Source organism: Selenomonas sp. oral taxon 478, assembly GCF_001189555.1.
GTDB classification, from domain to species: Bacteria; Bacillota; Negativicutes; order Selenomonadales; family Selenomonadaceae; genus Centipeda; species Centipeda felix.
In genome coordinates this window covers 399,987-425,299 of sequence record NZ_CP012071.1, presented here as the reverse complement: position 1 = coordinate 425,299, position 25,313 = coordinate 399,987, and the positions used below count along the sequence as shown (strand labels likewise).

The window sequence follows — 25,313 nt, the reverse complement described above, 5'->3', positions numbered from 1 at the left end:
TATGGCACGTAAAAAGCATGCAAAGCCCCATGAAGAGGAAGTGGGCGAGGCTTGGCTCCTGCCGTATTCCGACCTCATGACACTCCTCCTGGCGCTCTTCATTGCACTCTTCGCGATGTCGCAGACGGATGCATCGAAGATGCAGGCACTCGCGCAGGCGTTCACGGCGGCGTTCAATATGGGCGGTCCGTCGTTCTTCAGTGGGATGGGGCCATCGACAGCGCCCAGTCCTCCAACGACGACGAACGGTGCCAATACGGCAGACGCCGCCTACATGAAGGAGAATCAGGATCTCTCAGAGGCACAAAAGAAGCTGGACCAATATATTAAGGACAATAATCTGCAGGATCAGGTGAGCACGGAACTAACCGAAGAAGGATTAATGGTTCGCTTGAAGGAGAAGGCGCTCTTCTCCTCCGGGTCTGCTGTCCTTCAAGGAGACGCGGAAAAGATTGTTCCCGTCATTGCCGGGGTGCTCGCCTCGCTTCCCGAGCGCGTAACGATCTCCGGTCACACGGACAATGTGCCGATTGCAACGGCACAGTATCCGTCGAACTGGGAGCTGAGCTCGGCGCGTGCCGTCAGCCTGATGCGCGGCGTGATGGCAGTGCAGCCCTCGCTGAACCCGGCGCGGTTCAGTGCGCTCGGCTACAGCGAGTATCGTCCGATTGCGTCGAACGATACGGAGGAGGGGCGTGCGCAGAACCGCCGCGTTGAGGTGTTCATCGCGCGCAGTATGCGCTTCTCCGGTGCATCGACCGATGGCAGCGACAATGAGCCAAAGACGGGGACGACGGCACCGACAACGGCTGCGCCTGCAGCGGGCAGCGCGGGAGCGTCCGGCGACGCGTACAAGCTGTCGACGGATATGCGCCCGGCACCGCAGTCGCCCGGCGTCGTGCCCGAGCCGCTGCGGCACTGACAGGCACGGCAGGGATGTATCCATGAATTTTGAAGGGATTATTGCGTGGCGCAATAATCCCTTTTCTGTTATGATAGAGGAGATGTCATGATTCTGGGGGTCGGCTGTGATATTGTCCGCGTGGCACGCGTGGCGCGTGCGGCAGAGAAGGAGCATTTCCTCACGCGCGTCTATACGCCCGCTGAACGTGCCTACGCCATGCAGCGCGGCGCAGGGTGCGCTGCAAGTCTCGCCGCGCGATTTGCGGGCAAGGAGGCGGTGCTGAAGGCGTTTGGCACGGGGCTGCGCGGTGGTACGCTCCACGATGTGGAGATTCTGCCCGATGCGCTCGGTGCGCCCAAGGTGCATCTTCACGGATTCTTCGCGGCGCGTGCGGCGGAGATGGGCGTGACGCGCGTCTGGGTTACGCTCAGTCACGAGAAGGAATATGCGACGGCTTACTGTATATTGGAGGGTCAGTGATGAACGTATCGTTTGCAGAGGATATGCGTCGGATCGACGGCGCAGTGGAGGAGAGCTACGGGCTGCCTGCTGTTGCCCTGATGGAGAATGCGGGGCGGCGCTCGGCCGAGGAGGCAGCGCAGTTGATCGGCGGCGCGGCAGGCAAGGTGTTCGCTGTCTTTGCGGGCGGCGGCAATAACGGCGGTGACGCCTTTGCTGCGGCGCGACATCTCATCAATATGGGCGCGCGCGTGAAGATGTTCTTCATTGGGGCAGAGGAGCGTCTCAGTCCTGCGGCTCACGCGATGCACAGCGCGCTGCGGGCGATGGGCATAGAGATTCGTCCTCTCGCGGGTGACCGCGATTGGGATCGTCTGCGCGTTTCGCTGCGCTTTGCCGATGCGGTGGTGGATGGTATCCTCGGCACGGGCGTCAAGGGAGAGCTCCGCAAGACGGCACTGCGCCTGATCGAGGAGATCAATGCAGCGGGCAAACCGACGCTTGCCATCGATATTCCGAGCGGAGTGGAGGCGGATACGGGGCGGATTGCCTCCATCGCCGTCCGCGCCGATCGGACGCTCGCCCTCGGCCTGCCGAAGGTGGGGCACTTCCTCGGTCAGGGAGCGAATGCGGCGGGCGAGCTGCTCGTCGATGACATCGGCATCCCCCATGCCCTTCTTGCCGGTGAGGGGATGCGGCAGTCGCTCATCACACAGGATGCAGCGGCAAAGCTGCTGCCGCCGCGTGCGCGTGACGCGCACAAGGGGACGTGCGGACGTATTCTCGTGCTCGCCGGTTCGCTCGGCATGACGGGGGCGGCGGCACTCGCAGCAGAGGCGGCACTGCGCGTCGGCGCGGGGCTCGTGACGCTCGCCGTGCCCGAGCGCATCTATCCTGTTCTGGCTGCGAAGCTGACCGAGGTGATGGTCGTTCCGCTGCCCGATGAGGGCATGGGCTATTTCGGTGGAGAGGATGCGCGGCAGAAGGCGCTCTCGCTCGCGGCGCGTGCGGATGCCGTGCTCATCGGTCCCGGCATTGGGCGTGCGGCGGAGACGGGTGAGTTTGTGCGGCTCTTTGCCGCGGAGGTCAAGGCTCCGCTTGTGATGGATGCGGATGCGATTGCAGCGTTCACGGGGCATCTCGATGCACTGCGCGATCTGCCGCAGGTGCCGATTCTGACGCCGCATCTCGGTGAGTTTTCCGCGCTCCTCGGCGTGAAGACGGAGGAGGCGTCAGAGGATCTGCTCCGCATGGCACGGGACGCGGCACGTGATCATCAGGCGGTGTTTGTGGTCAAGGGGGCGTGCACCATTGTGGTCTATCCCGATGGCGATGCGTTCTTTACGACCTGCGGCAATGCGGGCATGGCGACGGCGGGCGCAGGTGATGTGCTCGCGGGCGCGATTGTCGGGCTGATGCGCCAGATGGAGAGCGGGATGACGCCGATTGTGGGCGTGTGGCTGCACGGATATGCGGGAGATCGCGCCTACGAGAAGCGCGGAAACGGTCTGATCGCGGGCGATATTCTAAAGCGTCTGCCGCGTGCACGCAGGGAGCTGGATGCGGCGGCGCGGTAAATCCATTTGACAAGGACGGATGATGGTACTATGATAGGACGTACATTTTGAAAGAAGGGGGCACTTTTTATGGCAAAGGCGGATTTGGACTGGGAGAATTTGGAGTTTGCCTATCGTTCTCTGCCGCAGCGTTATGTGTCGAACTATGCGAATGGGACATGGGACGAGGGAGGTCTGACCTCCGACGCAACGGTCGCAATCAGCGAGTGTGCGGGGATTCTGCAGTACTGCCAGGAGGTCTTTGAGGGGCTAAAGGCCTATGAGACGGTGGACGGGCATATTGTGACGTTCCGTCCTGACCTCAATGCAGCGCGCATGTATGACTCGGCAGCGTATCTGGAGATGCCGTCCTTTCCGAAGGAGCGCTTCCTGGAGGCGGTCGATGCGGTGGTCAAGGCGAACCGTGACTACGTTCCGCCCTACGGTACGGACGCGTCGCTCTACCTGCGCCCCTTTATCTTCGCGTCGGGCGAGGTCATCGGTGTAAAGCCCGCCGATGAATATCAGTTCCGCCTTTTCGCGACGCCCGTGGGCTCGTACTTCAAGGGCGGCATCAAGCCGATCCGCCTCTGCGTGAGTGCGTTTGACCGTGCGGCTCCTCATGGCACGGGCCATATCAAGGCGGGGCTGAACTATGCGATGAGCCTGCACGCCTATATGGCCGCACATGCGGCAGGGTTCGACGAGAATATGTTCCTCGATGCGGCGACACGCACGCATGTCGAGGAGACGGGCGGAGCAAACTTCCTCTTCATCAAGAAGGACGGCACAGTGGTGACGCCGAAGTCACCGTCGATCCTGCCGTCTGTGACGCGCCGCTCGCTCGTCTACATCGCAGAGCACGTGCTCGGGCTGAAGGTGGAGCATCGCCCCGTGGCGTTCGAGGAACTGAATGACTTTGCAGAGTGCGGCCTCTGCGGTACGGCGGCAGTGATCTCGCCCGTCGGCTCGGTGACGCACGGCGACAAGGTGATTGCGTTCCCGAGCGGCATGGAGCACATGGGCCCTGTGCTACAGAAGCTCTACGATACGCTGCGCGGCATTCAGCTCGGTACGGTGGAGGCACCGGAGGGGTGGATCCGCAAGATCTGCTAATTTTAGGAAGCACGGATAAATTCAGCACCAATCTGACGGATTTTATTTTATCAGCATTTCCTTGAATATGTTTCGGGACGGATGTATGTGGAGGCAATTCTACACGCACCGTCCCGAAATTTTTTTTTGAGGGCCCCTCAGGTCACAAGGATTTTTCCCATTCGGCTAGAAGTGTTAATATATACAGAAATGGGATGCAAATGGAATGGGATGCTTGGAACGTGGGGGGTTGCTATGCCACTTGATTTTACGATGCCGACGCAGTTTCGCGGCATCCTTTCGACCATCACGCCGCTGGATGTACTGGACATCCTGATCGTGGCGGTCATTCTCTATCGTGTTTATGTGATGCTGAAGGATACGCGCGCCATTACGCTCGGCAAGGGCATTCTCGTCCTGCTCGGTGTAACGGTTGTGGCGAATTATCTGAATCTGCACGTGATCTCGTGGCTGCTGCAAAAGGCGGTGACGCTGCTCTTTGTCGCGCTCCCGATTGTCTTTCAGCCGGAGCTGCGCCGCGCGCTGGAGCATCTCGGTCAGGGCAAGTTTTTCCGCCCAGGTACGCTCCTCGACGATGAGGAGGCGCAGAGCACGATCCGCGAGATTCGCAGCGCGGTAAAGATTCTCTCGGCGAATAAGATCGGCGCACTGCTCGTCATCGAGCGCGACATGGGGCTGAATGATATCAGTGCGACGGGCATCCAGATCGACGGTCTCATCACGTCGGATTTTCTGATGAATGTGTTCATTCCGAATACGCCGCTGCATGACGGTGCGGCGGTCATTCGCGGCAAGCGGCTGATCGCGGCGGGCTGCCTCCTGCCGCTGACAGAGAATCGCTCGCTCTCGACGGAGCTCGGCACGCGCCATCGTGCGGCCATCGGACTCTCGGAGCAGTGCGATGCCCTTATCGTCGTGGTGAGTGAGGAGACGGGGACGATCTCGATCGCGGAGAACGGGCATCTCCACCGCCATCTGGACGGTGAACAGCTGACACATATCCTGACACCTGCGTTTGCCTACAGTTCGCGTTCGTCGATTCTGGATACGATTCGGAGCTGGAGGGAGAAATCATGAGCAGACTTCGCAGCCTTGTGCAGCATAATTTGCTCGCCAGGATCGCGGCACTGATTGTGGCCGTTATTCTCTGGCTCTATGTGATGAACGATCAGAATCCATCCATGGAGGCGTCCTATACCGTCCCCGTGGTGATGGAGCATGTGCCGGATGGCTATCAGATGCATGCCGCAGCCGATACGGTGACGCTGCGTGTGCGTGGGGCACGTTCAGCTTTTGTGACAGCGGATAACAGTGATTTCCATGCGCGTGTGAATTTGTCCGACTTTGCGGAGGGCGATCGGCTCTACGCAGTGGAGACGTCGATCCCGTACGGATTTGAGCTGATCAGTGTGTCTCCTGACCGGATCGACGTGACGCTAGACCGCATCATTCAGCGCGTGTTCTCGGTGCTGTTGACGGTCAACGGCACGCCGGCGGAGGGCTTCATGGTGGATCGCGTCCGCCAGTCCGTCGAAAAGGCGACGATCGAGGGACCGCGCTCCCTCGTCGATCAGGTCGCCTCCGTCGCCGCCTATTTCAATATGAATGGGCGCAAGGAGGACGTGACGATGGGGATTCCATTGGCCGCGTTGAATACGGACGGAAAAGAAGTGCAGGGGCTGACGATGCATCCGGACACGATGGAGATCTCGGTCAAGCTGACGCGCGGTCTCCAGCATAAGGTGGTGGAGGTGCAGGCAAAGCCGCGCAGTGATCTGCCGCCGCAGCTGAAGCTCGAGAGCGTGACGGTGCAGCCGGCGCGCATCGAGATCACGGGAACGAAGGAGGCACTCGATAAGGTGACGGGCATCGAAACGGAGGAGTTCTCCCTCGCGGATGTGAAGGAGAGCGGTACGCAGCAGGTAAAGCTGCGTCTGCCCGCCGGCGTGACGGCGACGAATCCGACGGTGACGGTGGAGATCAAGGTTGGGCCGATGCAATGATACGCATTAAGAATCTCTCTGTGCCGTATGATGAGACACGCATCCTCACAGAGCTTGCCGCAGAGCGACTCGGTGTATCACCCTGTGCAGTGCACGGGGTGATTGTCGTTCATAAGGCGCTGGATGCACGGCGCAGGAATGGGGCGCCGATTCGGTGGAACTATACGCTCGATGTGACGGCAGACGGCGCGCGCGGCATCCTCACGCGTCTGCGTCGCGACGCGCAGGTCGGGCGAGCAGAGGAGCACGGTCCACTCCGTGTTCCACCCTATACGCCGCAAGAGGGACGTGAGCGCCCCGTCGTCGTGGGGTTCGGCCCCGCGGGGATCTTTGCCGCGTGGCTGCTTGCGCGTGCGGGGGCGGCACCGCTCGTCCTCGAGCGTGGGCAGGATGTGGATCGGCGTACGCGTGATGTGGCGCAGTTTTGGCGGACGGGGCGGCTCGATCCCACGTCAAATGTCCAGTTCGGCGAGGGCGGTGCGGGAACGTTCTCCGACGGGAAGCTGACGGCGCGCAATCGCGATCCACGGATGAACGAGATCATCGAGGCGTTTGTCGCGGCAGGTGCGCCCGAGGAGATACGGTATCTGCAAAAGCCGCATATCGGGACGGATGTGCTGCGCACGGTGGTGAAGCGCCTGCGCGAGAAGATCATCGCGATGGGCGGCGAGGTACGCTTTGGCGCACAGGTGACGGACATCACGATGACTGCGGGGCATATCACAGCACTCACGGTGAATGGGGCAGAGCAGATCCCCGCACGCGCGGTGTTTCTCGGTATCGGGCACTCGGCACGCGACACGTATGCGATGCTCCATGGAGCGGGTGTGCGCATGGAGGCGAAGGCGTTTGCCGTCGGAGTGCGCATCGAGCATCCACAGAACTTCGTGGATCGGATGCAGTACGGCGCAGCGGCGGGGAGCCCGTTCCTGCCGACGGCGGACTATGCGTTGACCTATCGGGATGAGGAGGGCGGCCGCGGGGTCTACTCCTTCTGCATGTGTCCCGGCGGTCTGGTGGTCGCAGCGGCGTCGGAGGAGGGGCATCTCGTGACGAATGGGATGAGCAACTACCGTCGCGACGCAGGGACGGCGAACAGTGCCCTCCTGGTGCAGGTCACCCCCGCCGATTTCGGCGGGGCGGTGCTCGGCGGGATCGCTTTTCAGCGAGAGCTGGAGCGGCGCGCTTTCTCTGCGGGCGGCGGAGACTACCGTGCGCCCGTGCAGGCGGTGGGCGATTTCCTGAGCGGGCGGACGGGGACGATGGATTTTGCGGTTGCTCCGACGTACATGCCGGGGGTGCGCCCTGCTGCCTTGGGTACGATCCTGCCCGATGCGTGCAGCGCATCCCTGTCACGTGCCCTGCGCCACTGGGAGCAGCGCGTGCCGGGCTTTGGTGCGGCGGATGTGCCGCTGACGGGCGTGGAGGCACGCTCCTCTGCGCCCTGCCGCATTCTACGCGACGCAGTGACGATGCAGTCGATCAGCGCAGCGGGGCTCTACCCAATCGGCGAGGGCGCAGGCTATGCGGGCGGCATCATGAGTGCCGCACTTGACGGCATGAAAGCCGCACTTGCTTTTTTGGAGCGAATACAGTAGATTATGGTGAGGATAAAGGGAATGTGACTGTGTGGGGATCCGCACATTCCGATGCACAGCAGATGATGCTGAAGATACACAGGAGGCTGTTATTGTGAGACTTTTTGGGACGGATGGTGTGCGAGGCGTCGCAAATACAGAGCTTACACCGGAGCTGGCATATCAGCTCGGACGCGCGGCGACACTTTATTTCGGTGCACATTCCAAGGCGCGTCCGCGCATTCTGATCGGGCGCGATACGCGTGTCTCGGGTGAGATGTTCGAGGCGGCACTGACGGCAGGCATCTGCTCGGCAGGAGGAGTCGCTCTTCTTGCGGGGGTTATGCCAACTCCTGCGATTGCCTACCTTGCGCGGGAACACAAGACCAGTGCAGGCATTGTCATCTCGGCATCGCATAACCCGTTTCACGATAACGGAATCAAGTTCTTTGGCGGGGATGGTTACAAACTGCCCGATGCAGTGGAAGATGAACTGGAATCACTCGTCCGCGGTCTTCAGAGCGGCGACCATGAGGCACGTCCGACGGGGAAGGATGTCGGCGTGGTGGAGTACCGTGACGATCTGCTGAATCAGTACATCGACTATGTTGTGAGTACGTGCACAGAGCGTTTTGATGGGATGAAAATCGTCCTCGACTGTGCGAACGGTGCGGCGTATGAGGCAATGCCGAAGGTCCTGCGCCGCCTCGGTGCCGACGTCAAAGTGATCCACGCGCTCCCCAATGGTGTGAACATCAATGACGGATGCGGATCAACGCATCTGGACTCGCTGTGCCGCACGGTACTCGAATGCGGTGCAGATATCGGCATTGCCCATGACGGCGACGCTGACCGCTGCCTCTGTATTGATGAGACAGGCACGCTGATCGATGGAGACCACATTCTTGTCGCCTGTGCAGCAGAGATGATGCGCACGGGGCATCTGCCGCACAAGACAGTGGTGACGACAGTGATGGCAAACATCGGCTTCCACAAGGCGATTGCGGCACTCGGCGGACGCGTTGAGGTGACGGCGGTCGGAGACCGCTACGTGCTTGAGGCAATGCGCCGCAGCGGCTATGCGATCGGCGGTGAGCAGTCGGGGCATATCATCTTTGCGGAACATGCGACAACGGGCGACGGCCTCGTCACGGCACTGCAGGTGCTCTCAGCACTGCACCGCAGCGGGGAAAAGGCGTCCGAACTGAACGCCATGATGACAACCTATCCGCAGCTCCTCGTTAATGTGCACGTTAAGAGCAAGGAGGGATGGGAGAAAAATCCTGCCATCTGTGATGCAATTGCCGAAGGGAAACGCATTCTCGGCAGTGAGGGTCGCGTTCTCGTGCGCCCCTCGGGCACAGAGCCGCTCATCCGCGTGATGGCGGAGGGCAGTGACCAGAAGCAGTTGGAGGAAGTCTGTACGGCGATTGCCGATGTGGTGAAGCGGGAGCAGGGGGAGGCCTGAGCGCGATGTCGCACGTCTCGGCGGTGCTTCTCGTCCTGCTTGCCGGGACGATGTGGGCGGCGAGCGGGACGGCGGCACAGGATTTTTATGCCCAGTCACATCATCTCCCTGTGGAGCTGACGCAGGTGCGACTCTTCCTTTCGAGCGGGCTGTTCTTCCTGCTCGCGTGGTGGAGCGGCGGACTGCAGCGCGGCGTACGTACCCTGCGCCACAGCCCGCGTCTGCTCCTGCGCATGGCGGTGCACGGCATCCTGGGCATCATGATCGTGCAGTTCTCGTATTTCAAGGGGATTGCGGCGGGGGATGCGGCGGCGACGACGGTGATTTGCTCGACGAGCCCCGCACTGATGATCCTCTATCTCGCCGCGCGCCATCGGCGGCTGCCGCGTATGGCAGAGATGCTGACCGTGGCCGCCGCCGTGGCGGGGGTGTTCCTCCTCGTGACGGGCGGCGATCTCACGCGGCTCTCTGTCCCCTCGGACTGCGTCGTTTGGAGTCTCATCTCAGGGGCGACGTTTGTCTTTGCGATGATCTATCCCGTACATCTTCTGCGGCGCTTTGACCGCTTCTTCCTGCTTGCTGTCTGCATGCTTTTCGGGGGGATTGCCCTGCTGCCCGCGACGCAGGCGATCGCAGATGTCGGCGCGTTCTTTACGGCGCAGACATGGTTTGATCTCTTTGTGATCATCGGACTTGGAACGGTGGTCGCCTTCTTTGCGTTCGCCTTGGGGCTGCGCTGGCTCAGCCCAGCGGAGACGGCGATCACGGCGACAATCGAGCCGGTTGCGAGCGTTTTCTTTGCATGGCTGATCTTTGGCACGCATTTTTCCCCCGTGCAGGCGGGCGGGATTGTGCTCGTCATCCTCGCAATCCTGACGCCGAATCTCCTGCGGAAAGGGGGGTATACATGAAGATTCCTCTGCGCTATCAAATGTCGGAGTACGACTGCGGCCCGACAGCGCTACTCGACGCGATGAGCTATCTCTTTCCGCGTGCTGAGATCCCGCCCGAGGTCATCCGCAGCGTCATGCTCTACTCCCTCGATTGCTACGGGATGGATGGCACGGCATGCAAGGAGGGGACCTCGCGTATGGCGATGATGTACCTCGCGAACTGGCTTGAAGGGTTCTCGCGTGCTACACAGTTCCCCCTGACCTGCCAGTATATTGCGGGGCACAGCGTGCGCATCGACGCGCACGGCCACGTCAACGATGCGCTCGTGCGCGGTGGCGTCGCGGTCGTGCGCCTCTTTTACGAGGTCGAGCACTATGCGCTTCTCACGGGCGTGACGGGGGATCGCATCCGTCTTTTTGACCCGTACTATGTGAAGGAGACAGAGCCTGCCTTTGCGCGCGAGGGCATCGAGGTGACGTGCGAACATCCGCATGAGTACAACCGCGTCGTGCCCTTTTCCTGCTTCAACCGCGAGACGAAGGAACTGTACGCGCTCGGTCCCGTGGCATCGCGTGAGGCGGTGCTGCTCTTTGACCTGCGGACAAGACGCACGGCGGACGCGACCATCGAGTATTTTATATAGGAGAGACTGCCTTTGGCGGAGACGATAGATAGCATCGAATTTAAGGATCAGCAGGAAGCGTATGCGATTCTCGGCGATCGCGACGCGTTCCTTCAAATCATGCAGGAGGACTTCTCCTGCCGTATGGTGAGCCGCGGCAACAGCATTGCGGTGACGGGTGCAGAAGCGGATGTCGCCGCGGTGCGGACGCTTATCAGCGAACTGCTTTTCTGCCATCGGCAGGGGATGCGCCTGACGACGCATGAGGTGCACTACGGGGCACGCATGGTGCGGACAGGACGCACGGAGGAGCTGCACGGACTCCACTCCGAGGTGCTGCTTGTGACGGCAAAGGGGCGAGAGGTGCGTGCGAAGACCATTGGCCAGCGCGACTATCTCGCGGCGATCCGCCGAAATGCTGTGACGCTCGGCGTGGGACCGGCGGGAACGGGAAAAACCTATCTCGCCGTCGTCATGGCAGTGGCGGCGCTCCGCAACCGCGAGGTCAGCCGCATCATCCTCACGCGCCCTGCGGTGGAGGCGGGGGAGCACCTCGGCTTTCTGCCGGGGGATCTGACGGAGAAGATCAACCCCTACCTGCGTCCGCTCTACGATGCCCTGCAGGACATCCTCGGGGCGGAGGGCTATCAGAAGATGATGAGCCGCCAGCTGATCGAGGTCGCACCGCTTGCCTACATGCGCGGGCGCACCCTTGAGGACGCATTCGTCATCCTCGACGAGGCGCAGAATACGACGGGCGCGCAGATGAAGATGTTTCTCACGCGCCTCGGCTTCGGCTCGCGCATGGTCGTGACGGGTGACCTCGAGCAGGTTGATCTGCCGCGCGGTACGGTCTCCGGGCTGCGGCAGGCGTGTCAGATCCTGCGGGGCGTGAAGGGGGTCAGTGTCGTGCGCCTTGAGCCGGTCGACATCATCCGCCACGAGGTCGTCACGCGGATCGTTGAGGCGTATGGTGCATGGGAAAAGAGACGGGAGAAGTACGATGGAGATCACGATCGGACGAGAGCCGAAAAATCTTGACGTACCGCAGGAAGATGTGGACGCTGTGCGTCGTGCCGTGCTGACGGTCGGAGAGCTGTACGGCGTAATGGACGCGGAGGTCAGTGTGACGCTGACGGATGATGCGCACATCCACGTACTCAACCGTGACTATCGCGGCGTGGATCGTCCGACGGATGTCCTCTCCTTTGCCCTCACGGAGAGCGAGGAACCCGCGATCATCGACGCGCCGTGCGGCGTAGTGCTCGGCGATCTCGTGATCTCGCTTGAGCGTGCGGCGACACAGGCGGAGGAGTATGGGCACAGCGTTCTGCGGGAGCTGTCCTTTCTCACGGTGCACGGGATGCTGCACCTTCTCGGCTATGACCATATCGAGGAGGAAGATCGGGTGGAAATGGAAGAGGAGCAGAGGCATGTGATGGATGTACTGGGGATTGCACGATGAGCACACATAAATCGGGATTTGTCGCCGTCGTCGGACGGCCGAATGTCGGGAAGTCCACGCTGATCAACGCACTGATCGGGCAGAAGATCGCGATCATGAGCGATAAGCCGCAGACGACGCGCAGCCGCATCCTCTGCATCCTGACGGAGAAGGACGCACAGATCATCTTCCTCGATACGCCCGGCATCCACAAGCCGCAGGATGCGCTTGGCAGCTATATGGCGAAGGCGACGGAGGGAGCTCTGCGCGGCGTGGATGTCGTCGTCTTCGTCGTGGATGTGACGGAGAAGATGGGGGCAGGCGAGCGCTATATCCTCGTACAGCTTGCACAGGTACACGCGCCCGTTCTTCTCGCCGTAAACAAGATCGACCGCATCCCACGTGAGGAGAGCTTGCCCGTGATCGCCTCCTATGCGAAGGCGTATGATTTTGCAGCGATTGTCCCGATCTCGGCGCGCGAGGAGGAGAATCTCACAGGGCTGGTCGATGAGATCAAGGCAAAACTTCCCGAGGGGCCGCAGTACTACCCCGAGGACATGGTGACCGATCAGCCCGAGCGGCTGATTATTGCGGAACTCGTGCGTGAAAAGGTGCTTGAACTGACGCGGGACGAGGTGCCCCATGCCGTCGCCGTGGACATCGAGGAGATGACGACGCGCCCTAAGGGGGATGTCTACATCCGTGCCGTGATCTACGTCGAGCGCAGCTCACAGAAGGGGATTATCATCGGGGCGCGCGGCGCACTGCTGCGGACGATCGGGCAGCGGGCACGTGCGGATGTCGAGACGCTGCTTGGTGCGAAGGCCTATCTCGATCTCTGGGTCAAGGTGCGCAAGGACTGGCGCAGCAAGACGGGAGCGCTGCGCGACTTCGGCTTTGCCGAGGAGGACTGACCGCCGCGCCGCATGAGAAGGAAAGGGGGGCGGAAGCGATGAGAGGCCAGCTGGGGCATATCTATCGGCGCGCGATGCGGCGTATCTCGCGCCGCTTTGTCAACGGGCTGCTCGTGCTCGTCCCTGTTGTCATCACGGCGTTCGTCATCGAGTGGACGCTGCGATTCACCGAGGGGGTACTTGGGCAGTATTTGCCGTTCTACTTTCCGGGCATGGGGATCATCACGCTCATGGCAGTGATCTATCTCGTCGGTTGGGGCTCGACGAATTGGGCGCTCGCGAAGCTGATCTCTCTCGGCGAGACGATGATCGGGACGATCCCGTTCGTCAAATTTATCTATACGAGTGTCAAGCGGCTCTCCGAGGCGGTGCTCGACTCGAGCAGTAATTTTACGCATGTCGTTCATGTGCCGTACATGGGCGGGCGCGCCCTCGGCTTCGTTATGGCGGATCTGCCGCCGCGCTTTCAGGAGGCACTGGGCGGCGGCTATCTCTGCGTCTTTATCCCGTGGAGCCTCAATATGACCTCGGGGACGACGCTCCTCGTGCGTGAGGAGGATGCCGTGACGATCAACATATCGAAGGAGGAGGCGCTCCAGTATATGCTGACGGCGGGGGCAGTGATGCCGATGGCGGAGCGAAAAAAGGACATCACACAGAAGAATGTCCGCAAGACGCCTGCTGCGATGGACGACGGACCGGAGAGGCACGCGTAGATGGCAATCTACGGAGCGGAGGGGATCGTCCTCGGTACACGCAGCTGGGGCGAGGCGGACAAGGTCGTGACGCTATATACGAAGGAACATGGGCTCGTGCGCGCGGCGGCATTCGGCTGCCGCCGCCCGCGCAGCCCACTGGCCGGGGCAATGCAGCTGTTCGTCCATGCGGATCTGCAGCTCGCGGAGGGGACGCGGCTTGAGACAGTCAAGACGGCCTCCGTACGCGCTTCTCACCATCGGATCGCGGATGATCTCGCGGCGCTCGCCTATGCGACCTTTACAGCGGAGGTCGTCTGTGCGTTCATGCCCGAGGGCGTAGAAGATGAGACGTTTTTCGATGTACTCGCGCAGATCATGACGGCGTTTGAGACGCGGCAGCCGCGTGTTACCGCGCTTGCTGCCGTGCTGCGCACGCTGGATGCGGCAGGGCTGCAGCAGACCTATGATCACTGCCTTCACTGCGGCACTAAAATCTCAGGCGATGCGTTCTTTCACGCAGCGGAGGGCGGCGCGCTCTGCGCGGACTGTGCGGGGGAGGGAGCCATGCCGTTTTCCGCAGAGCTGCGCACGCTGCTCACGGAACTACGGCAGATTGACTGGAAGCATCCCGCGCCGCTGCGTGTGCGCGGGGGCACACTGATGGCGGCGGAGAGTCTGGTGCTCGCCCATGTGCAGGAACTCGTCGGCCGACCGCTTCGCTCATTGGCATTTCTCGCGCAGCTCGGATGATTTTTTTGGCGATATATTTTTTTTGTTAAAAATTTAAGCTGTGATGAAAAAAACGTCGTAAAAAAAAAGGAAAAGTGAAGACGACGGCGAAAGTATATCAGGTAGAGTTTTCAATGCTTTTTCTGTACGTAGGGAAGACTGAAAAAAGGGAATGGAGGGGAAGCCTGTCATGATCATGCTGACGAAGTTCAACTCCAAGACGAACAAGAAGGGCGAGTTTGTCCTCAATGCAGAGATCATCGAAAGCATCGAGGAGACACCGGACACGGTCATCACACTCACCAACGGAAAAAAGCTGATCGTCGAGGAGCCGATGGAGGAAATCGTGCGCCGCACGGTAAAGTATCGGCGTGCGCTCTATCAAAATTAGTTGGCGAATTTCTATTCCTTTGCTATAATGAAAGAACAGTGTTCTTCTATGCGGCAAGGGAGTGCCCCGGTGTGGAGCCGCTGCGGCTTCGTAGTCATTTTTAGGGAGGGAATTTACTCATGGCGGAGGAAAAGGAAGAGCAGGTAGCAGAACAGCCGAAGCAGAAATCACCGATGTTGATGATGATCGTCGTGGTGGTTGTGGCGGTTCTCGTTGCAGTGGCAGCAGCCGGAGGGATCTCATACTACATCTTCTCACAGGCGGAGTCCCCATCTCATGCGGAGGATGGAGGCAGCAGCAAGGCGAGCCATGATCCGGGCGTGTTCTACAAGCTCGGCGATCCGAAGGAAGGCATCCTGGTCAATGTTGGCGGTGGTCGTGCCGGCAAGTATCTCAAGGCGGGCATTGTCATGGAGCTCAATCCCGGCAAGTCCGATGTGGTGAAGGACGGCAAGGTCAACCCCGTCGCGGAGACGAAAATTCTCGATACGACGATGCAGTTCCTGCGTGCTGCGCCGCTTGAGGAGTTCGACGCAACCAAGCAGGACGCGCTGAAGAAGCAGCTGAAAGATGCCCTGAATGACCGCCTTGGACAGGGATCTGTCTACGATGTTTACATCACGAGCTTCCTGCTGCAGTAAGTTCGATGAAGTGCTGCACAAAGGGAAGGGGGAAGAGTCTTGGCTGAGGACGTACTGTCTCAATCCGAAATAGACAAGCTTCTTTCGGCACTTTCGGATGGCTCGGTTTCCGCCGAGGAAGTCAAGGCGGAGGAAGAGGAACGCAAGGTCAAGGTCTACGACTTCAAACGGCCGGACAAGTTCTCCAAGGATCAGATGCGGACGCTGTTCATGCTGCATGAGAGCTTTTCGCGTCTACTGAATACCTATCTGTCGGCGAGCCTGCGCACGATGATCGACATCGAGGTGCTGTCCGTCGAGCAGATGACGTATCAGGAATTCGTTCAATCCATGGCGAATCCGTCCGTGATCGGTATCCTTGCACTGCCGCCGCTGAAAGGAAACATCATCATCGAGCTCAGTACGGACATTTCGCTTGCCTACATCGACCGCATCTTCGGTGGTGAGGGCAGGCCGGGCGTGAAGCCCCGTGTACTGACGGATATTGAGGCGGCGGTGATGCGCCGGTTCATCGATACGGTGACAAACTATTTCCGTGAAGCGTGGAGCAACGTCGTAGAGTTCCGTCCGAACTTCGAGACGATGGAGACGAACCCACAGTTTGCCCAGATTGTTCCGCCGAGCGATATGGTCGTGCTCATCACGATCCATATCAAGATGGGCGAGATTGAGGGCATGATGAACATCTGTATCCCATATCTGGTGCTCGAGCCGGTGATGCCAAAGCTGACGACATCGTTCTGGGTGGCGTCCTCCATGGACCGTGAGAGCTCGCCGGAGCAGGTCGCGGAACTGCAGCGCAAGATTGAGCGCACCTCCGTGCCGTTCACCGTACAGCTCGGTGAGATCCACGTGACGATCAACGAGTTCCTGACTCTTGGGTTCGGTGATGTTCTCCAGCTCGATACCATGACAAAGGATGAGCTGGTCTGCTACGTCGGGTCGAATCCAAAGTTCCTCGCGCGTCCGGGTACGGCCGGAAAGCGCATGGCCGTACAGATTTCCGGGATTATAGAAGGGGAGGACGACGCGAATGAGTGACGATATGATCTCACAGGAGGAGATAGACGCCCTCCTGAGCGGTGGAGGCGGCGATGATGCACCTGCGGATGACGCGGCAGCCTCGGACGACGCATCTGCTGCAGGTGCGTCTCCCACCGGAGATACGATAACGGATATGGAGCGGGATGCCCTCGGTGAGATCGGCAATATCTCCATGGGCGGCGCGGCGACGACACTCTCCGTCCTCCTTGGGCGCAAGGTGTCGATCACAACGCCGACGGTCTCCATCTCCAACATGCGCCAGCTGAAGGAAAAGTACCCCGTCCCGTTCCTCGTGGTCGAGGTTGGCTACAGCATTGGCATCGAGGGGAACAATGTCCTCTGTATCCAGGCAAAGGACGCGGCGATCATTGCCGATCTGATGATGGGCAACGACGGGACAAACCCCGACGAGGAACTCAGCGAGATTCACATGAGTGCGGTCAGCGAGTCCATGAATCAGATGATGGGCAGCGTTGCGACCGCGCTCTCCTCGATGTTCAACAAGAAGGTGGATATCACTCCGCCCGTTGTGACGCTCGTCGATCTCGGGACGGAGGAAGTCGTCTCAAAGCTGCTCGACAAGGCGGACCCCATCGTGCAGGCATCGTTTCGCATGGAGGTGGATGGCCTCATCGACAGCGAGATCATGCAGCTGCTGCCGCTCGATGTTGCACGTGGGATGGTCGATGCACTGATGAACCAGCAGCCCGATGTTGACGATGAGGAAGAAGCCATCGCAGCCGCTGCGGCACCGCCGCCGGCGGCACCTGCCGCAGCACCCGCTTCGGCACCGGCAGCAGCTGCTGCGGCGCCAGCAAGTAATGGATATGGAGCACAGCCTATGCAGCCACATGTCGCATCGAATGTCCCCGTACAGTCTGCGCAGTTTACGCCGCTCAGCACGGTACCGGTGCAGGTCAATGATGCCAATATCGGCCTAATTCTCGACGTACCTCTGCAGGTCAATGTCGAACTCGGCCGTACAAAGAAGTCCATCAAGGAGATCCTCGATCTGACGAAAGGGTCGATCGTGGAGCTTGATAAACTTGCCGGAGAACCCGTGGACATCATGGTCAACGGAAAGTATCTGGCAAAGGGGGAAGTTGTTGTCATCGACGAGAACTTCGGCGTCCGCATTACGGAGATCGTCAGCCCGCTTGAGCGTGCGGCACGTCTCCAGTGACGGAAAGAATGTCTTGAAGAAGTATGGACGGCTGTGCTGATCCGTATTTCCCGGGGAGTTGCGGCATAGTTATGCAATTTGCCGGAAAGAGAAGTGTAGAAAATCCTTGTCACCGAAGGCATATTTCGCTATAATGAGAGCGATTTAGGAAGCACCGCTGTGTGCAGGTAATGCCCTTGGGAATAGGGGATGTTCTGTCGGATTAAGGAGAGATGAGAAAATGGCAACTCGCGTTCTGGTCGTTGATGATGCAGCTTTTATGCGAATGATGGTGAAGGACATCCTGTCGAAGAACGGTTATGAGATCGTTGGTGAGGCAGAGAACGGCATGAAGGCACTGGAGAAGTACCAGGAACTCAAGCCGGATCTCGTGACAATGGATATTACGATGCCGGAGATGGATGGCATCACAGCAGTCAAGGAGATCAAGAAGGTCGATCCGGGCGCCAAGGTTGTTATGTGCAGCGCGATGGGACAGCAGGCCATGGTTATTGAGGCCATCCAGGCGGGGGCACGCGACTTCATCGTGAAGCCGTTCCAGGCAGACCGCGTTCTGGAGGCAATCCGCAAAGCCGTCGGCTGATGCGTGCGTGGATATTGACTCTGTCCTTGCTGCTCGGATGCGTGCTCTTTGCTCTGTGTATAGGGGATGTGTCTGCCGCAGGTGAGACGGGCGGTGGATATTTAGCCGGATATCAAGAGGCTGACCCGCGCCCGTCGGCCGTATCATGGTGGTCGACGGTCGCCTATGTGGTCAGCCTTTTTGCTGTCTTTGCATTCGTGGTCATCCTCGCCTACCTCGTTGCACGCGCCTTTGGCAAGAGCTCCATGCGCACGCTTGCGGCGCGTGGCGGACAGGTCTACTTACAGCTGCCACTTGGTCCGAATCGGTCGGTCTGCGTGGTGGAGCTTTTCGGGCGTGTCTTCGTGCTCGGTGTGACGGATGCCAACATTCGTCTGATCACGGAGATCGACGACCCCGAGACACTTGAGGAGATCCGCAGTGCCGCTCCGATGGAGGGCGGCGTATTCAGCGAGCAGTTCGGATCTCTTTCGGATTTCGTGCAGAAAATCCCGCCGCTTTTCCGAAAGTAGGCGGACGGAGAGGAATGGGGGAAGGGAATTGGGGCGCATTTTTCCGATCTTGGGTGCTGCGGCGTTCCTGCTCCTCGGTGTGGGGCAGGCGTCTGCTGCCCCGCTGATCCCGACGGTCAACGTCGGGGTCGGAACGTCCAACAATCCGCAGGATGTTGCGACCAGCATGCAGGTGCTTGCCGTGCTCACGGTCATGTCGCTTGCGCCCGCAATCTTTGTCATGACGACGTCCTTTGTCCGCATCGTTGTGGTCATCGGCTTCCTGCGCAACGCACTCTCGACACAGAATGTGCCGCCGAATCAGGTGGTTATTGCACTATCGCTGTTTCTGACGTTCTACATCATGGCACCCTACTGGGGGCAGGCAAACGAGAACGGCATACAGCCCTATCTTGAGGGACAGATTACACAGGAGCAGGCGCTGGAGAACATCGTAGACCCAATGCGTGAATTCATGCTGCGTCAGACGCGGGAGTCTGATCTCGCACTCTTTGTCAACTTGTCGGATGCGCCGCGTCCTGATGGTCCGGAGGATGTGTCGACGTTTACGCTCATCCCCGCGTTCATCATCAGTGAGCTTAAGACAGCATTCCAGATCGGCTTTATGATCTATATTCCGTTTATCGTCATCGATATGATCGTCGCGAGTACCCTCATGTCCATGGGTATGATGATGCTGCCGCCGGTCATGATCTCCCTGCCGTTTAAGATTCTGCTGTTCGTTATGGTCGATGGGTGGCATCTCTTGATTCAGTCGCTCATCATGAGTTTCCGCTGATGGGGAGGCGCTGATATGTCCGGAGATTTGGTCATTCAGCTCGCACAGGAAGCTCTCATGATCGTCCTCCTGGTCTCCGCTCCGATGCTCGGGCTCGGTCTGATCGTCGGCCTCTTGGTCGCGGTGTTCCAGGCGACGACGTCGATTCAGGAGCAGACGCTGGCGTTCATTCCGAAGATTATTGCAGTGTTTGTCGCCATTCTGATCTTCGGCCCTTGGATGCTGCGCATCATGGTGGAGTACGTATCGAACGTCTTTATCAACCTCCCCATGTACCTGCGATGAGGAGGGCAGCACATGGATCTGTATGAGCTGCTTCAGGGACATATTGCCGTATTCCTGCTGATGCTTGTGCGGGTCAGCGGAATTTTCCTCATCTCGCCGTTCTTTGGCAGTATGAACATCTCCATCTATTTTCGCATAGGTACGGCACTCGCCATCACGATCCTGCTCTTTCCGGTGGTGGATGGGCTGGGAACGCCCTATGTCCCGGAGAATGTCATCATGTTCGGCGTGACTGCCCTCGGTGAACTCTTTATCGGTTGGCTGATCGGCTTCGTGGCGTATATCTCCTTTGCCGCCATCACGATGGCGGGTAAGGTCATGGATATGCAGGTGGGGTTTGCCATCGTCAATGTTGTCGACCCGACTTCCGGTCAGCAGATACCGCTTATCGGAAGTTTTCTTTATAATTTGGCGGTGATCGTTCTCCTTGCGACGAACGGACATCACATGATTCTGGCGGCACTCGTTGAGAGCTTTCGCGTCGTTCCCATTGCAGGGATGGAGGGGAATCTGTCGCTGGCGATGCTCATAGCAAACTTCACGGGCACGATCTTTCTCACGGGCATGAAGATCGCCATGCCGATCACCTTCGCCATTCTTCTCACGAATGTGGGGCTTGGTATCCTCTCGCGTACGATGCCGCAGATGAACATCTTTGTTGTCGGCATTCCAATGCAGCTGATGATCGGCATCACCGTGCTCTCAATGATCATTCCGTTCTATGTCTTATTCCTGGATGTGCTGTTCAATGAAATGTATGGAAATATATCACTTGCGATACGCGCCCTCCAATAGGGCGACGTTCGTCTTTGACCTCCAGCGTTTCGCAGGCGGGGAAAAGACGGAAGAGCCGACGGCAAAGAAACGCGCCGACGCGCGAAAGAAGGGGCAGGTCGGACGCAGCCAGGAGCTGAACACGGCATTCGTACTGCTCGTGGGGTTCTTTACACTGAAGCTCCTGTGGGACTCGATCTATCTTTCGATTGCATCCTATACCACGTATGTGTTCACAAATCTGAACCAGAGCGTCGACACTGAGAACATTATTCACATCTTTATCGGCATGATTGTTGTGCTCGCCAAGACCGCTTTTCCCGTCATGTTTGCGATCATGCTGATCGGCTTGGCGATCAATTTCTTTCAGGTCGGGCTCACGTTCAACACCGAGTCCATTGAGTTCAAACTGGACAAGTTGAATCCAATCAACGGCTTCGGGCGCATCTTCTCCAAGCGTTCGCTCGTCGAGCTGGCGAAGTCATTCTTCAAGATTCTCGTCATTGGTTTTTTTCTCTACCGATTCATCCATGAACAGATTCTCGCGATGCCGCAGTTCATGTTCTTCGACCTGACAACGAGCCTTGCACTTGTGGCGGAGATCATCTTCCAGATGGCGTTCATCGTTATCGGTGTCATCATGATTATGGCGCTCATGGACTATGGCTACCAGAAGTGGCAGACGACGCAGGATCTCAAGATGACCAAACAGGAAGTCAAGGATGAGATGAAGCAGTCTGAAGGCGACCCGCAGATCAAGGGAAAGATTCGCCAGAAACAGCGGCAGATGGCGATGGCGCGTATGATGAAGGAAGTGCCAAAGGCGGATGTCATCGTCACAAACCCGACCCACTATGCGATTGCACTCTCCTATCAGCAGGGGATGTCGGCGCCGCTGGTCGTTGCGAAGGGACAGGATCTCGTTGCGCAGCGCATCAAGGAGATCGCACGTGAGGCGCGTGTCCCGATCATCGAGAACAAACCGCTCGCGCGTGCCATCTATGCGGCCGTGCAGATCGGTGATGCGATTCCGCAGGAGCTCTACCAAGCGGTCGCTGAAGTGCTGGCATACGTCTACCGCCTGAAGCATGCACGACGCGGAGCATAAGGAAAACAGTGGAAGCAGAACGAACTTCTATGCCACTCGGACAGACTTTGATACACCTGTACAATCGGTGCTCTAAGAACACATTTATTATTTGACGAGATTTCAATATTTGATATAATGTTATATGGTGGATCATATATCCACGTAAGAGAAACGGGAACAAGGGGAGTGAGTAAGAGCATGGCAGCACCGCAGACCGGCAGTGTAAATCCTCTTTCGTCCGGCAGTTTCATACAGCGATACAGCGATGTTCTGATCGCCGTCGCCATCGTGACGATCGTCATTATGATGATCATTCCACTGCCGACGGTCTTATTGGATGTCCTGATCTGTCTCAATATCACCATTGCATTGCTCGTCGTCATGTCGGCGATCTACAATGTGGAGGCACTGGATCTATCCGTCTTTCCATCGCTCCTCCTCATTACGACGCTCTTTCGGCTGGCGCTGAATATCTCGTCAACGCGTCTGATTCTGCTCAATGCGAACGCCGGCGAGGTCATTACGGCATTCGGAAATTTTGTTGTCGGCGGCAATGCGGTCGTCGGCTTTATCGTGTTCGTTATCCTCGTCATTGTGAACTTCATCGTTATCACGAAGGGCTCGGAACGCGTTGCTGAGGTGTCGGCGCGCTTCACCCTCGATGCGATGCCAGGCAAACAGATGGCGATCGACGCGGATCTCAATCAAGGGGCAATTACAGATGCGGAGGCGAAGCGCCGCCGCGAGAAGGTGCAGCGCGAGTCGGACTTCTTCGGCGCAATGGACGGTGCATCGAAGTTTGTCAAGGGCGATGCCATCGCCGCCATTGTCATCATGATGATTAACATCGGCGGCGGTTTTGTCATTGGGATGCTCCAGCGCGATATGGATGCGGCGCAGGCACTCCAGACCTATACGCTGCTGACTGTTGGTGAGGGGCTCGTCGCACAGATCCCTGCGCTCCTCATATCGACGGCAACCGGTATCATCGTCACGCGCTCGGCGGCAGAGGGGAACCTCGGCGGCGATCTCGTCAAGCAGCTCTTCCGCAACGCGCGCATCTTTATGATTCTCACGGGTGTGCTCCTTTTCCTCGCCATCATGCCGGGACTGCCGGGCATTCCGTTCTTTACCCTCGCGGCACTCTGCGGCTTCATCGCATGGAATCTCCATCGTGGTCAGGCGGTGGAGCAGGAAGTCCAGCAGGTCGAGCAGAAGGCCAAGGCAAAGAAGGAAGCAACGACGCCCGAAAATATCGTCTCGCTCCTGCAGGTTGATCCGATGGAGCTCGAGATCGGCTACAGCCTTATCCCGCTCGTCGATACGGGGCAGGGCGGCGATCTCCTCGACCGCATCGTCATGATTCGCCGCCAATGTGCACTGGAGCTCGGACTCGTCGTGCCGACCATCCGCATCCGCGACAATATCCAGATCAAACCCAATGCCTACATCATCAAGCTGAAGGGCGTGGAGATTGCGCGCGGCGAGCTGATGCTCGACCACTATCTCGCGATGAACTCGGGAACCGTCTTTGAGGAGGTGCCGGGCATCGAGACGACGGAGCCGGCGTTCGGTCTCCCCGCACTCTGGATCTCGGAGAACGAACGCGAGCAGGCGGAGCTGAACGGCTACACGGTCGTGGATGCGGTCTCCGTGCTCGCCACCCACCTGACGGAGATCATCAAGGAGCATGCGGCGGAGATCCTCGGGCGTCAGGAGACGCAGAACCTGCTCGACAATCTCCAGAAGACCAACGCGGCTCTCGTCGAGGAGGTCGTTCCGAATCTGCTCACCGTGGGCGAAGTGGAGAAGGTGCTCGCCAATCTCTTGAGCGAGCGCATCTCGATCCGCGATATGAGCACGATTCTGGAGGTGCTTGCCGACTACGCGCCAGCAACGAAGGATACGGACGTCCTGACGGAGTATGTCCGTCACGCCATGGCGCGGCAGATCACGCAGCAGAACGTCCAGAACGGGGTGCTCCCCTGCATTACGCTTGATCCTGCCATCGAGAACAAGATCGCGGGCAGCGTACAGCGGACCGAGCATGGCTCCTATGTCAGCCTCGACCCTGATACGATGCAGAAACTCCTTACGGCGCTGCAGGAACAGCTCCATAAGCTGACTGATCAGGGCTATCAGCCGATTGTGCTCACGAGTCCGACGGTGCGTCCGTATTTCCGTAATTTAGTTGAGCGCTCGATCGCGGGCCTCATTGTTCTCTCGCACGCGGAAATCGAACAGAATGTTGAAATTCAAATCCTTGGGGTGGTGAAGATCTAAGTGCAGGTTAAAACGGTACGCGCATCCTCGGTCAAGGAGGCCATGGAGCAGATCAAGGACGAACTCGGCAGTAATGCCGTGCTCCTCCACACGAAGAAATATCGTGAGGGGGGTGTTCTTGGCGGCGCGGAGATGATCGAGGTGACTGCTGCGGTGGATGAATCACAGCAGCGGGCGCCGCAGCCGTCTCCGGCCTATGTTCCCCCGGCATCGCCGATCCTGCCGACCAATGTGGTGAACCGATATCGGATGAATGAAACGGCAGGTTCAGAGGGAGGAGCCGCCCCTCAGGCGGGGCCCGTGTACGATGTCTACGCCCCCGACGTGGTGCAGCTGCCCTATGCGGTGCCGCCTGCTGCACCGGTGGAACCACCGGTACCCCCGGCACCCGCCTATCCGCAGGATGGCTATGTTCCGCCGGCACAGCCCCCTGTCGCTGCTCCGGCGCAGGCACCCGCCTATGAGACGGTGCCTCAGCCCACGCCTGTGGCAGATGAGGACCGCTCGGCAGAGCGCATCCGCATGCTCGAGGATGAGCTTGCGCAGATGAAGACGATGCTCGCCTCCATGATGGCGGCAAACAAACCCAAAGAAATGGTCTCCATCCGTGATGCGCTCGTCAAGCAGGATGTCCGTGAGGAACTGTGCGAGGATATGGCGGGGAAGATTCCCATCGCCGATGCGAATCTCGACAGCCTTGACCCCCGCGCTGCAGGTGTTTTGGCGGGCTACCTGTCACAGGTGATGCAGTTCACCGATGGACTGAAACCAGGGACGCACGGCGCGCGTGTCTATGCCTTCATCGGCACGACGGGCGTCGGTAAGACAACGACACTCGCAAAAATCGCCGCGCATTTTGTGCTGGAGCAGAATCTCAAGGGAGCGCTTATCACGGCAGATACCTATCGCATCTCGGCGGTGGAGCAGCTCAAAAAATATGCGGAGATTCTGGGGCTTCCCGTCGAGGTCGTCTACTCGGCAGCAGATCTCAAAAAGGCGATTGCGCGTCACCGCAGCAAGGATTTTGTCCTCGTGGATACGGCGGGGCGCAGCCAGTACAACGAATTCCAGATGGAGGAGCTGACCTCGCTGCTTGCCGCGTATGCGCGGATGGAGAAGCACCTCGTCGTCAGCGCGACGACGAAGGAGCAGGATGCCGTGCAGATCATTGAACGCTTTGCTCCGTGCAAACCCGACTGCATCATCTTTACGAAAATGGATGAGACGCAGACGTTCGGGATGGTGCTCAATCTTCTTGCCAACCGCGGACTGCCTCTTTCGTTTCTCTCCAACGGACAGAGCGTGCCGGACGACATCATTCCGGCGACAGCGGAGCGGCTGGCGGAACTGCTTTTGAGGGAATGA

The 25,313-nt window shown here is 59.1% G+C and carries 27 protein-coding genes; all 27 read left to right on the top strand.

All coding sequences use genetic code 11. From position 1 onward, the window contains the following. The first annotated feature begins 1 nt into the window (after position 1). The 27 genes from ADJ74_RS02090 to flhF all read left to right on the top strand — a co-directional run bounded on the left by ADJ74_RS02090 (position 2) and on the right by flhF (position 25,313). Complete coding sequence (locus ADJ74_RS02090; protein ID WP_050341544.1) at positions 2-922, top strand: flagellar motor protein MotB; 921 nt, start codon at positions 2-4, stop codon at positions 920-922. A gap of 87 nt (positions 923-1,009) precedes the next feature. Continuing rightward, complete coding sequence (gene acpS, locus ADJ74_RS02085; RefSeq protein ID WP_050341542.1) at positions 1,010-1,384, top strand: holo-ACP synthase; 375 nt, start codon at positions 1,010-1,012, stop codon at positions 1,382-1,384. Continuing rightward, complete coding sequence (locus ADJ74_RS02080) at positions 1,384-2,940, top strand: bifunctional ADP-dependent NAD(P)H-hydrate dehydratase/NAD(P)H-hydrate epimerase (protein WP_050341539.1); 1,557 nt, start codon at positions 1,384-1,386, stop codon at positions 2,938-2,940. Before acpS ends, ADJ74_RS02080 begins: the two co-directional genes overlap by 1 nt. Positions 2,941-3,009: 69 nt before the next feature. Beyond that, positions 3,010-4,035, top strand: coding sequence for a branched-chain amino acid aminotransferase (locus ADJ74_RS02075; RefSeq protein WP_050341537.1), 1,026 nt, complete (start codon positions 3,010-3,012; stop codon positions 4,033-4,035). A gap of 234 nt (positions 4,036-4,269) precedes the next feature. Beyond that, positions 4,270-5,112 carry a diadenylate cyclase CdaA gene (cdaA, locus tag ADJ74_RS02070; RefSeq protein WP_050341535.1) on the top strand — a complete coding sequence of 281 codons (843 nt, stop codon included), beginning with the start codon at positions 4,270-4,272 and terminating at the stop codon, positions 5,110-5,112. Further along, the gene (locus ADJ74_RS02065) at positions 5,109-6,038 is read left to right on the top strand and encodes a YbbR-like domain-containing protein (RefSeq protein WP_172664497.1); all 930 of its coding nucleotides are present in this window, start codon (positions 5,109-5,111) and stop codon (positions 6,036-6,038) included. Before cdaA ends, ADJ74_RS02065 begins: the two co-directional genes overlap by 4 nt. Then, positions 6,035-7,636 (top strand): NAD(P)/FAD-dependent oxidoreductase, encoded by a 1,602-nt coding sequence (locus tag ADJ74_RS02060; protein WP_050341531.1) that lies wholly within the window; start codon positions 6,035-6,037, stop codon positions 7,634-7,636. Before ADJ74_RS02065 ends, ADJ74_RS02060 begins: the two co-directional genes overlap by 4 nt. Before the next feature lie 91 nt (positions 7,637-7,727). After that, positions 7,728-9,083: a phosphoglucosamine mutase gene (gene glmM, locus ADJ74_RS02055; RefSeq protein ID WP_050344165.1), complete on the top strand. Its 1,356-nt coding sequence runs from the start codon at positions 7,728-7,730 to the stop codon at positions 9,081-9,083. Positions 9,084-9,088: 5 nt separating this feature from the next. Beyond that, a complete protein-coding gene (locus ADJ74_RS02050; protein WP_009753929.1) occupies positions 9,089-9,994 on the top strand; it encodes a DMT family transporter in 906 nt (301 codons plus the stop codon). Then, a complete protein-coding gene (locus ADJ74_RS02045) occupies positions 9,991-10,620 on the top strand; it encodes a hypothetical protein (RefSeq protein ID WP_050341529.1) in 630 nt (209 codons plus the stop codon). Before ADJ74_RS02050 ends, ADJ74_RS02045 begins: the two co-directional genes overlap by 4 nt. 12 nt (positions 10,621-10,632) lie before the next feature. Further along, a complete protein-coding gene (locus ADJ74_RS02040; protein WP_050341527.1) occupies positions 10,633-11,640 on the top strand; it encodes a PhoH family protein in 1,008 nt (335 codons plus the stop codon). Next, positions 11,603-12,064 (top strand): rRNA maturation RNase YbeY, encoded by a 462-nt coding sequence (gene ybeY / locus ADJ74_RS02035; RefSeq protein ID WP_050341523.1) that lies wholly within the window; start codon positions 11,603-11,605, stop codon positions 12,062-12,064. The genes ADJ74_RS02040 and ybeY overlap by 38 nt, the downstream gene beginning before the upstream one ends. Beyond that, a complete protein-coding gene (gene era / locus ADJ74_RS02030) occupies positions 12,061-12,957 on the top strand; it encodes a GTPase Era (RefSeq protein ID WP_050341521.1) in 897 nt (298 codons plus the stop codon). Before ybeY ends, era begins: the two co-directional genes overlap by 4 nt. A gap of 38 nt (positions 12,958-12,995) precedes the next feature. Next, complete coding sequence (locus tag ADJ74_RS02025; protein ID WP_050341520.1) at positions 12,996-13,673, top strand: DUF502 domain-containing protein; 678 nt, start codon at positions 12,996-12,998, stop codon at positions 13,671-13,673. Beyond that, positions 13,674-14,405, top strand: coding sequence for a DNA repair protein RecO (recO, locus tag ADJ74_RS02020; protein WP_050341518.1), 732 nt, complete (start codon positions 13,674-13,676; stop codon positions 14,403-14,405). A 169-nt stretch (positions 14,406-14,574) separates the two neighbouring features. Beyond that, the gene (locus ADJ74_RS02015) at positions 14,575-14,775 is read left to right on the top strand and encodes a flagellar FlbD family protein (RefSeq protein WP_039981373.1); all 201 of its coding nucleotides are present in this window, start codon (positions 14,575-14,577) and stop codon (positions 14,773-14,775) included. A gap of 119 nt (positions 14,776-14,894) precedes the next feature. Then, on the top strand, positions 14,895-15,416 hold the full coding sequence (fliL, locus tag ADJ74_RS02010) for a flagellar basal body-associated protein FliL (protein ID WP_009753937.1): 522 nt from the start codon (positions 14,895-14,897) through the stop codon (positions 15,414-15,416). A gap of 39 nt (positions 15,417-15,455) precedes the next feature. Continuing rightward, entirely contained in the window at positions 15,456-16,457 is a 1,002-nt protein-coding gene (gene fliM, locus ADJ74_RS02005; protein ID WP_050341515.1) for a flagellar motor switch protein FliM, read from the top strand. After that, entirely contained in the window at positions 16,450-17,643 is a 1,194-nt protein-coding gene (fliY, locus tag ADJ74_RS02000) for a flagellar motor switch phosphatase FliY (protein ID WP_050341513.1), read from the top strand. Before fliM ends, fliY begins: the two co-directional genes overlap by 8 nt. Before the next feature lie 220 nt (positions 17,644-17,863). After that, on the top strand, positions 17,864-18,226 hold the full coding sequence (locus ADJ74_RS01995) for a response regulator (RefSeq protein WP_009753940.1): 363 nt from the start codon (positions 17,864-17,866) through the stop codon (positions 18,224-18,226). After that, positions 18,226-18,738 (top strand): flagellar biosynthetic protein FliO, encoded by a 513-nt coding sequence (locus ADJ74_RS01990; RefSeq protein WP_009753941.1) that lies wholly within the window; start codon positions 18,226-18,228, stop codon positions 18,736-18,738. Before ADJ74_RS01995 ends, ADJ74_RS01990 begins: the two co-directional genes overlap by 1 nt. Positions 18,739-18,766: 28 nt before the next feature. Next, positions 18,767-19,516: a flagellar type III secretion system pore protein FliP gene (fliP, locus tag ADJ74_RS01985; protein WP_009753942.1), complete on the top strand. Its 750-nt coding sequence runs from the start codon at positions 18,767-18,769 to the stop codon at positions 19,514-19,516. Between the two features lie 15 nt (positions 19,517-19,531). Next, complete coding sequence (fliQ, locus tag ADJ74_RS01980; protein WP_006307428.1) at positions 19,532-19,801, top strand: flagellar biosynthesis protein FliQ; 270 nt, start codon at positions 19,532-19,534, stop codon at positions 19,799-19,801. 12 nt (positions 19,802-19,813) lie between these two features. Further along, positions 19,814-20,596 carry a flagellar biosynthetic protein FliR gene (fliR, locus tag ADJ74_RS01975; protein ID WP_050341508.1) on the top strand — a complete coding sequence of 261 codons (783 nt, stop codon included), beginning with the start codon at positions 19,814-19,816 and terminating at the stop codon, positions 20,594-20,596. Further along, positions 20,559-21,683, top strand: coding sequence for a flagellar biosynthesis protein FlhB (flhB, locus tag ADJ74_RS01970; protein WP_050341506.1), 1,125 nt, complete (start codon positions 20,559-20,561; stop codon positions 21,681-21,683). The genes fliR and flhB overlap by 38 nt, the downstream gene beginning before the upstream one ends. 180 nt (positions 21,684-21,863) lie before the next feature. Continuing rightward, positions 21,864-23,948 carry a flagellar biosynthesis protein FlhA gene (flhA, locus tag ADJ74_RS01965; protein WP_050341504.1) on the top strand — a complete coding sequence of 695 codons (2,085 nt, stop codon included), beginning with the start codon at positions 21,864-21,866 and terminating at the stop codon, positions 23,946-23,948. Beyond that, on the top strand, positions 23,949-25,313 hold the full coding sequence (gene flhF / locus ADJ74_RS01960; RefSeq protein ID WP_050341502.1) for a flagellar biosynthesis protein FlhF: 1,365 nt from the start codon (positions 23,949-23,951) through the stop codon (positions 25,311-25,313).

Coding starts and splice junctions, on each gene's coding strand:
- ADJ74_RS02090 (WP_050341544.1), top strand. CDS start 2: ATGGCACGTAAAAAGCATGCAAAGCCCCATGAAGAGGAAGTGGGCGAG.
- acpS (WP_050341542.1), top strand. CDS start 1,010: ATGATTCTGGGGGTCGGCTGTGATATTGTCCGCGTGGCACGCGTGGCG.
- ADJ74_RS02080 (WP_050341539.1), top strand. CDS start 1,384: ATGAACGTATCGTTTGCAGAGGATATGCGTCGGATCGACGGCGCAGTG.
- ADJ74_RS02075 (WP_050341537.1), top strand. CDS start 3,010: ATGGCAAAGGCGGATTTGGACTGGGAGAATTTGGAGTTTGCCTATCGT.
- cdaA (WP_050341535.1), top strand. CDS start 4,270: ATGCCACTTGATTTTACGATGCCGACGCAGTTTCGCGGCATCCTTTCG.
- ADJ74_RS02065 (WP_172664497.1), top strand. CDS start 5,109: ATGAGCAGACTTCGCAGCCTTGTGCAGCATAATTTGCTCGCCAGGATC.
- ADJ74_RS02060 (WP_050341531.1), top strand. CDS start 6,035: ATGATACGCATTAAGAATCTCTCTGTGCCGTATGATGAGACACGCATC.
- ADJ74_RS02050 (WP_009753929.1), top strand. CDS start 9,089: ATGTCGCACGTCTCGGCGGTGCTTCTCGTCCTGCTTGCCGGGACGATG.
- ADJ74_RS02045 (WP_050341529.1), top strand. CDS start 9,991: ATGAAGATTCCTCTGCGCTATCAAATGTCGGAGTACGACTGCGGCCCG.
- ybeY (WP_050341523.1), top strand. CDS start 11,603: ATGGAGATCACGATCGGACGAGAGCCGAAAAATCTTGACGTACCGCAG.
- era (WP_050341521.1), top strand. CDS start 12,061: ATGAGCACACATAAATCGGGATTTGTCGCCGTCGTCGGACGGCCGAAT.
- ADJ74_RS02025 (WP_050341520.1), top strand. CDS start 12,996: ATGAGAGGCCAGCTGGGGCATATCTATCGGCGCGCGATGCGGCGTATC.
- recO (WP_050341518.1), top strand. CDS start 13,674: ATGGCAATCTACGGAGCGGAGGGGATCGTCCTCGGTACACGCAGCTGG.
- ADJ74_RS02015 (WP_039981373.1), top strand. CDS start 14,575: ATGATCATGCTGACGAAGTTCAACTCCAAGACGAACAAGAAGGGCGAG.
- fliL (WP_009753937.1), top strand. CDS start 14,895: ATGGCGGAGGAAAAGGAAGAGCAGGTAGCAGAACAGCCGAAGCAGAAA.
- fliY (WP_050341513.1), top strand. CDS start 16,450: ATGAGTGACGATATGATCTCACAGGAGGAGATAGACGCCCTCCTGAGC.
- ADJ74_RS01995 (WP_009753940.1), top strand. CDS start 17,864: ATGGCAACTCGCGTTCTGGTCGTTGATGATGCAGCTTTTATGCGAATG.
- ADJ74_RS01990 (WP_009753941.1), top strand. CDS start 18,226: ATGCGTGCGTGGATATTGACTCTGTCCTTGCTGCTCGGATGCGTGCTC.
- fliQ (WP_006307428.1), top strand. CDS start 19,532: ATGTCCGGAGATTTGGTCATTCAGCTCGCACAGGAAGCTCTCATGATC.
- fliR (WP_050341508.1), top strand. CDS start 19,814: ATGGATCTGTATGAGCTGCTTCAGGGACATATTGCCGTATTCCTGCTG.
- flhB (WP_050341506.1), top strand. CDS start 20,559: ATGGAAATATATCACTTGCGATACGCGCCCTCCAATAGGGCGACGTTC.
- flhA (WP_050341504.1), top strand. CDS start 21,864: ATGGCAGCACCGCAGACCGGCAGTGTAAATCCTCTTTCGTCCGGCAGT.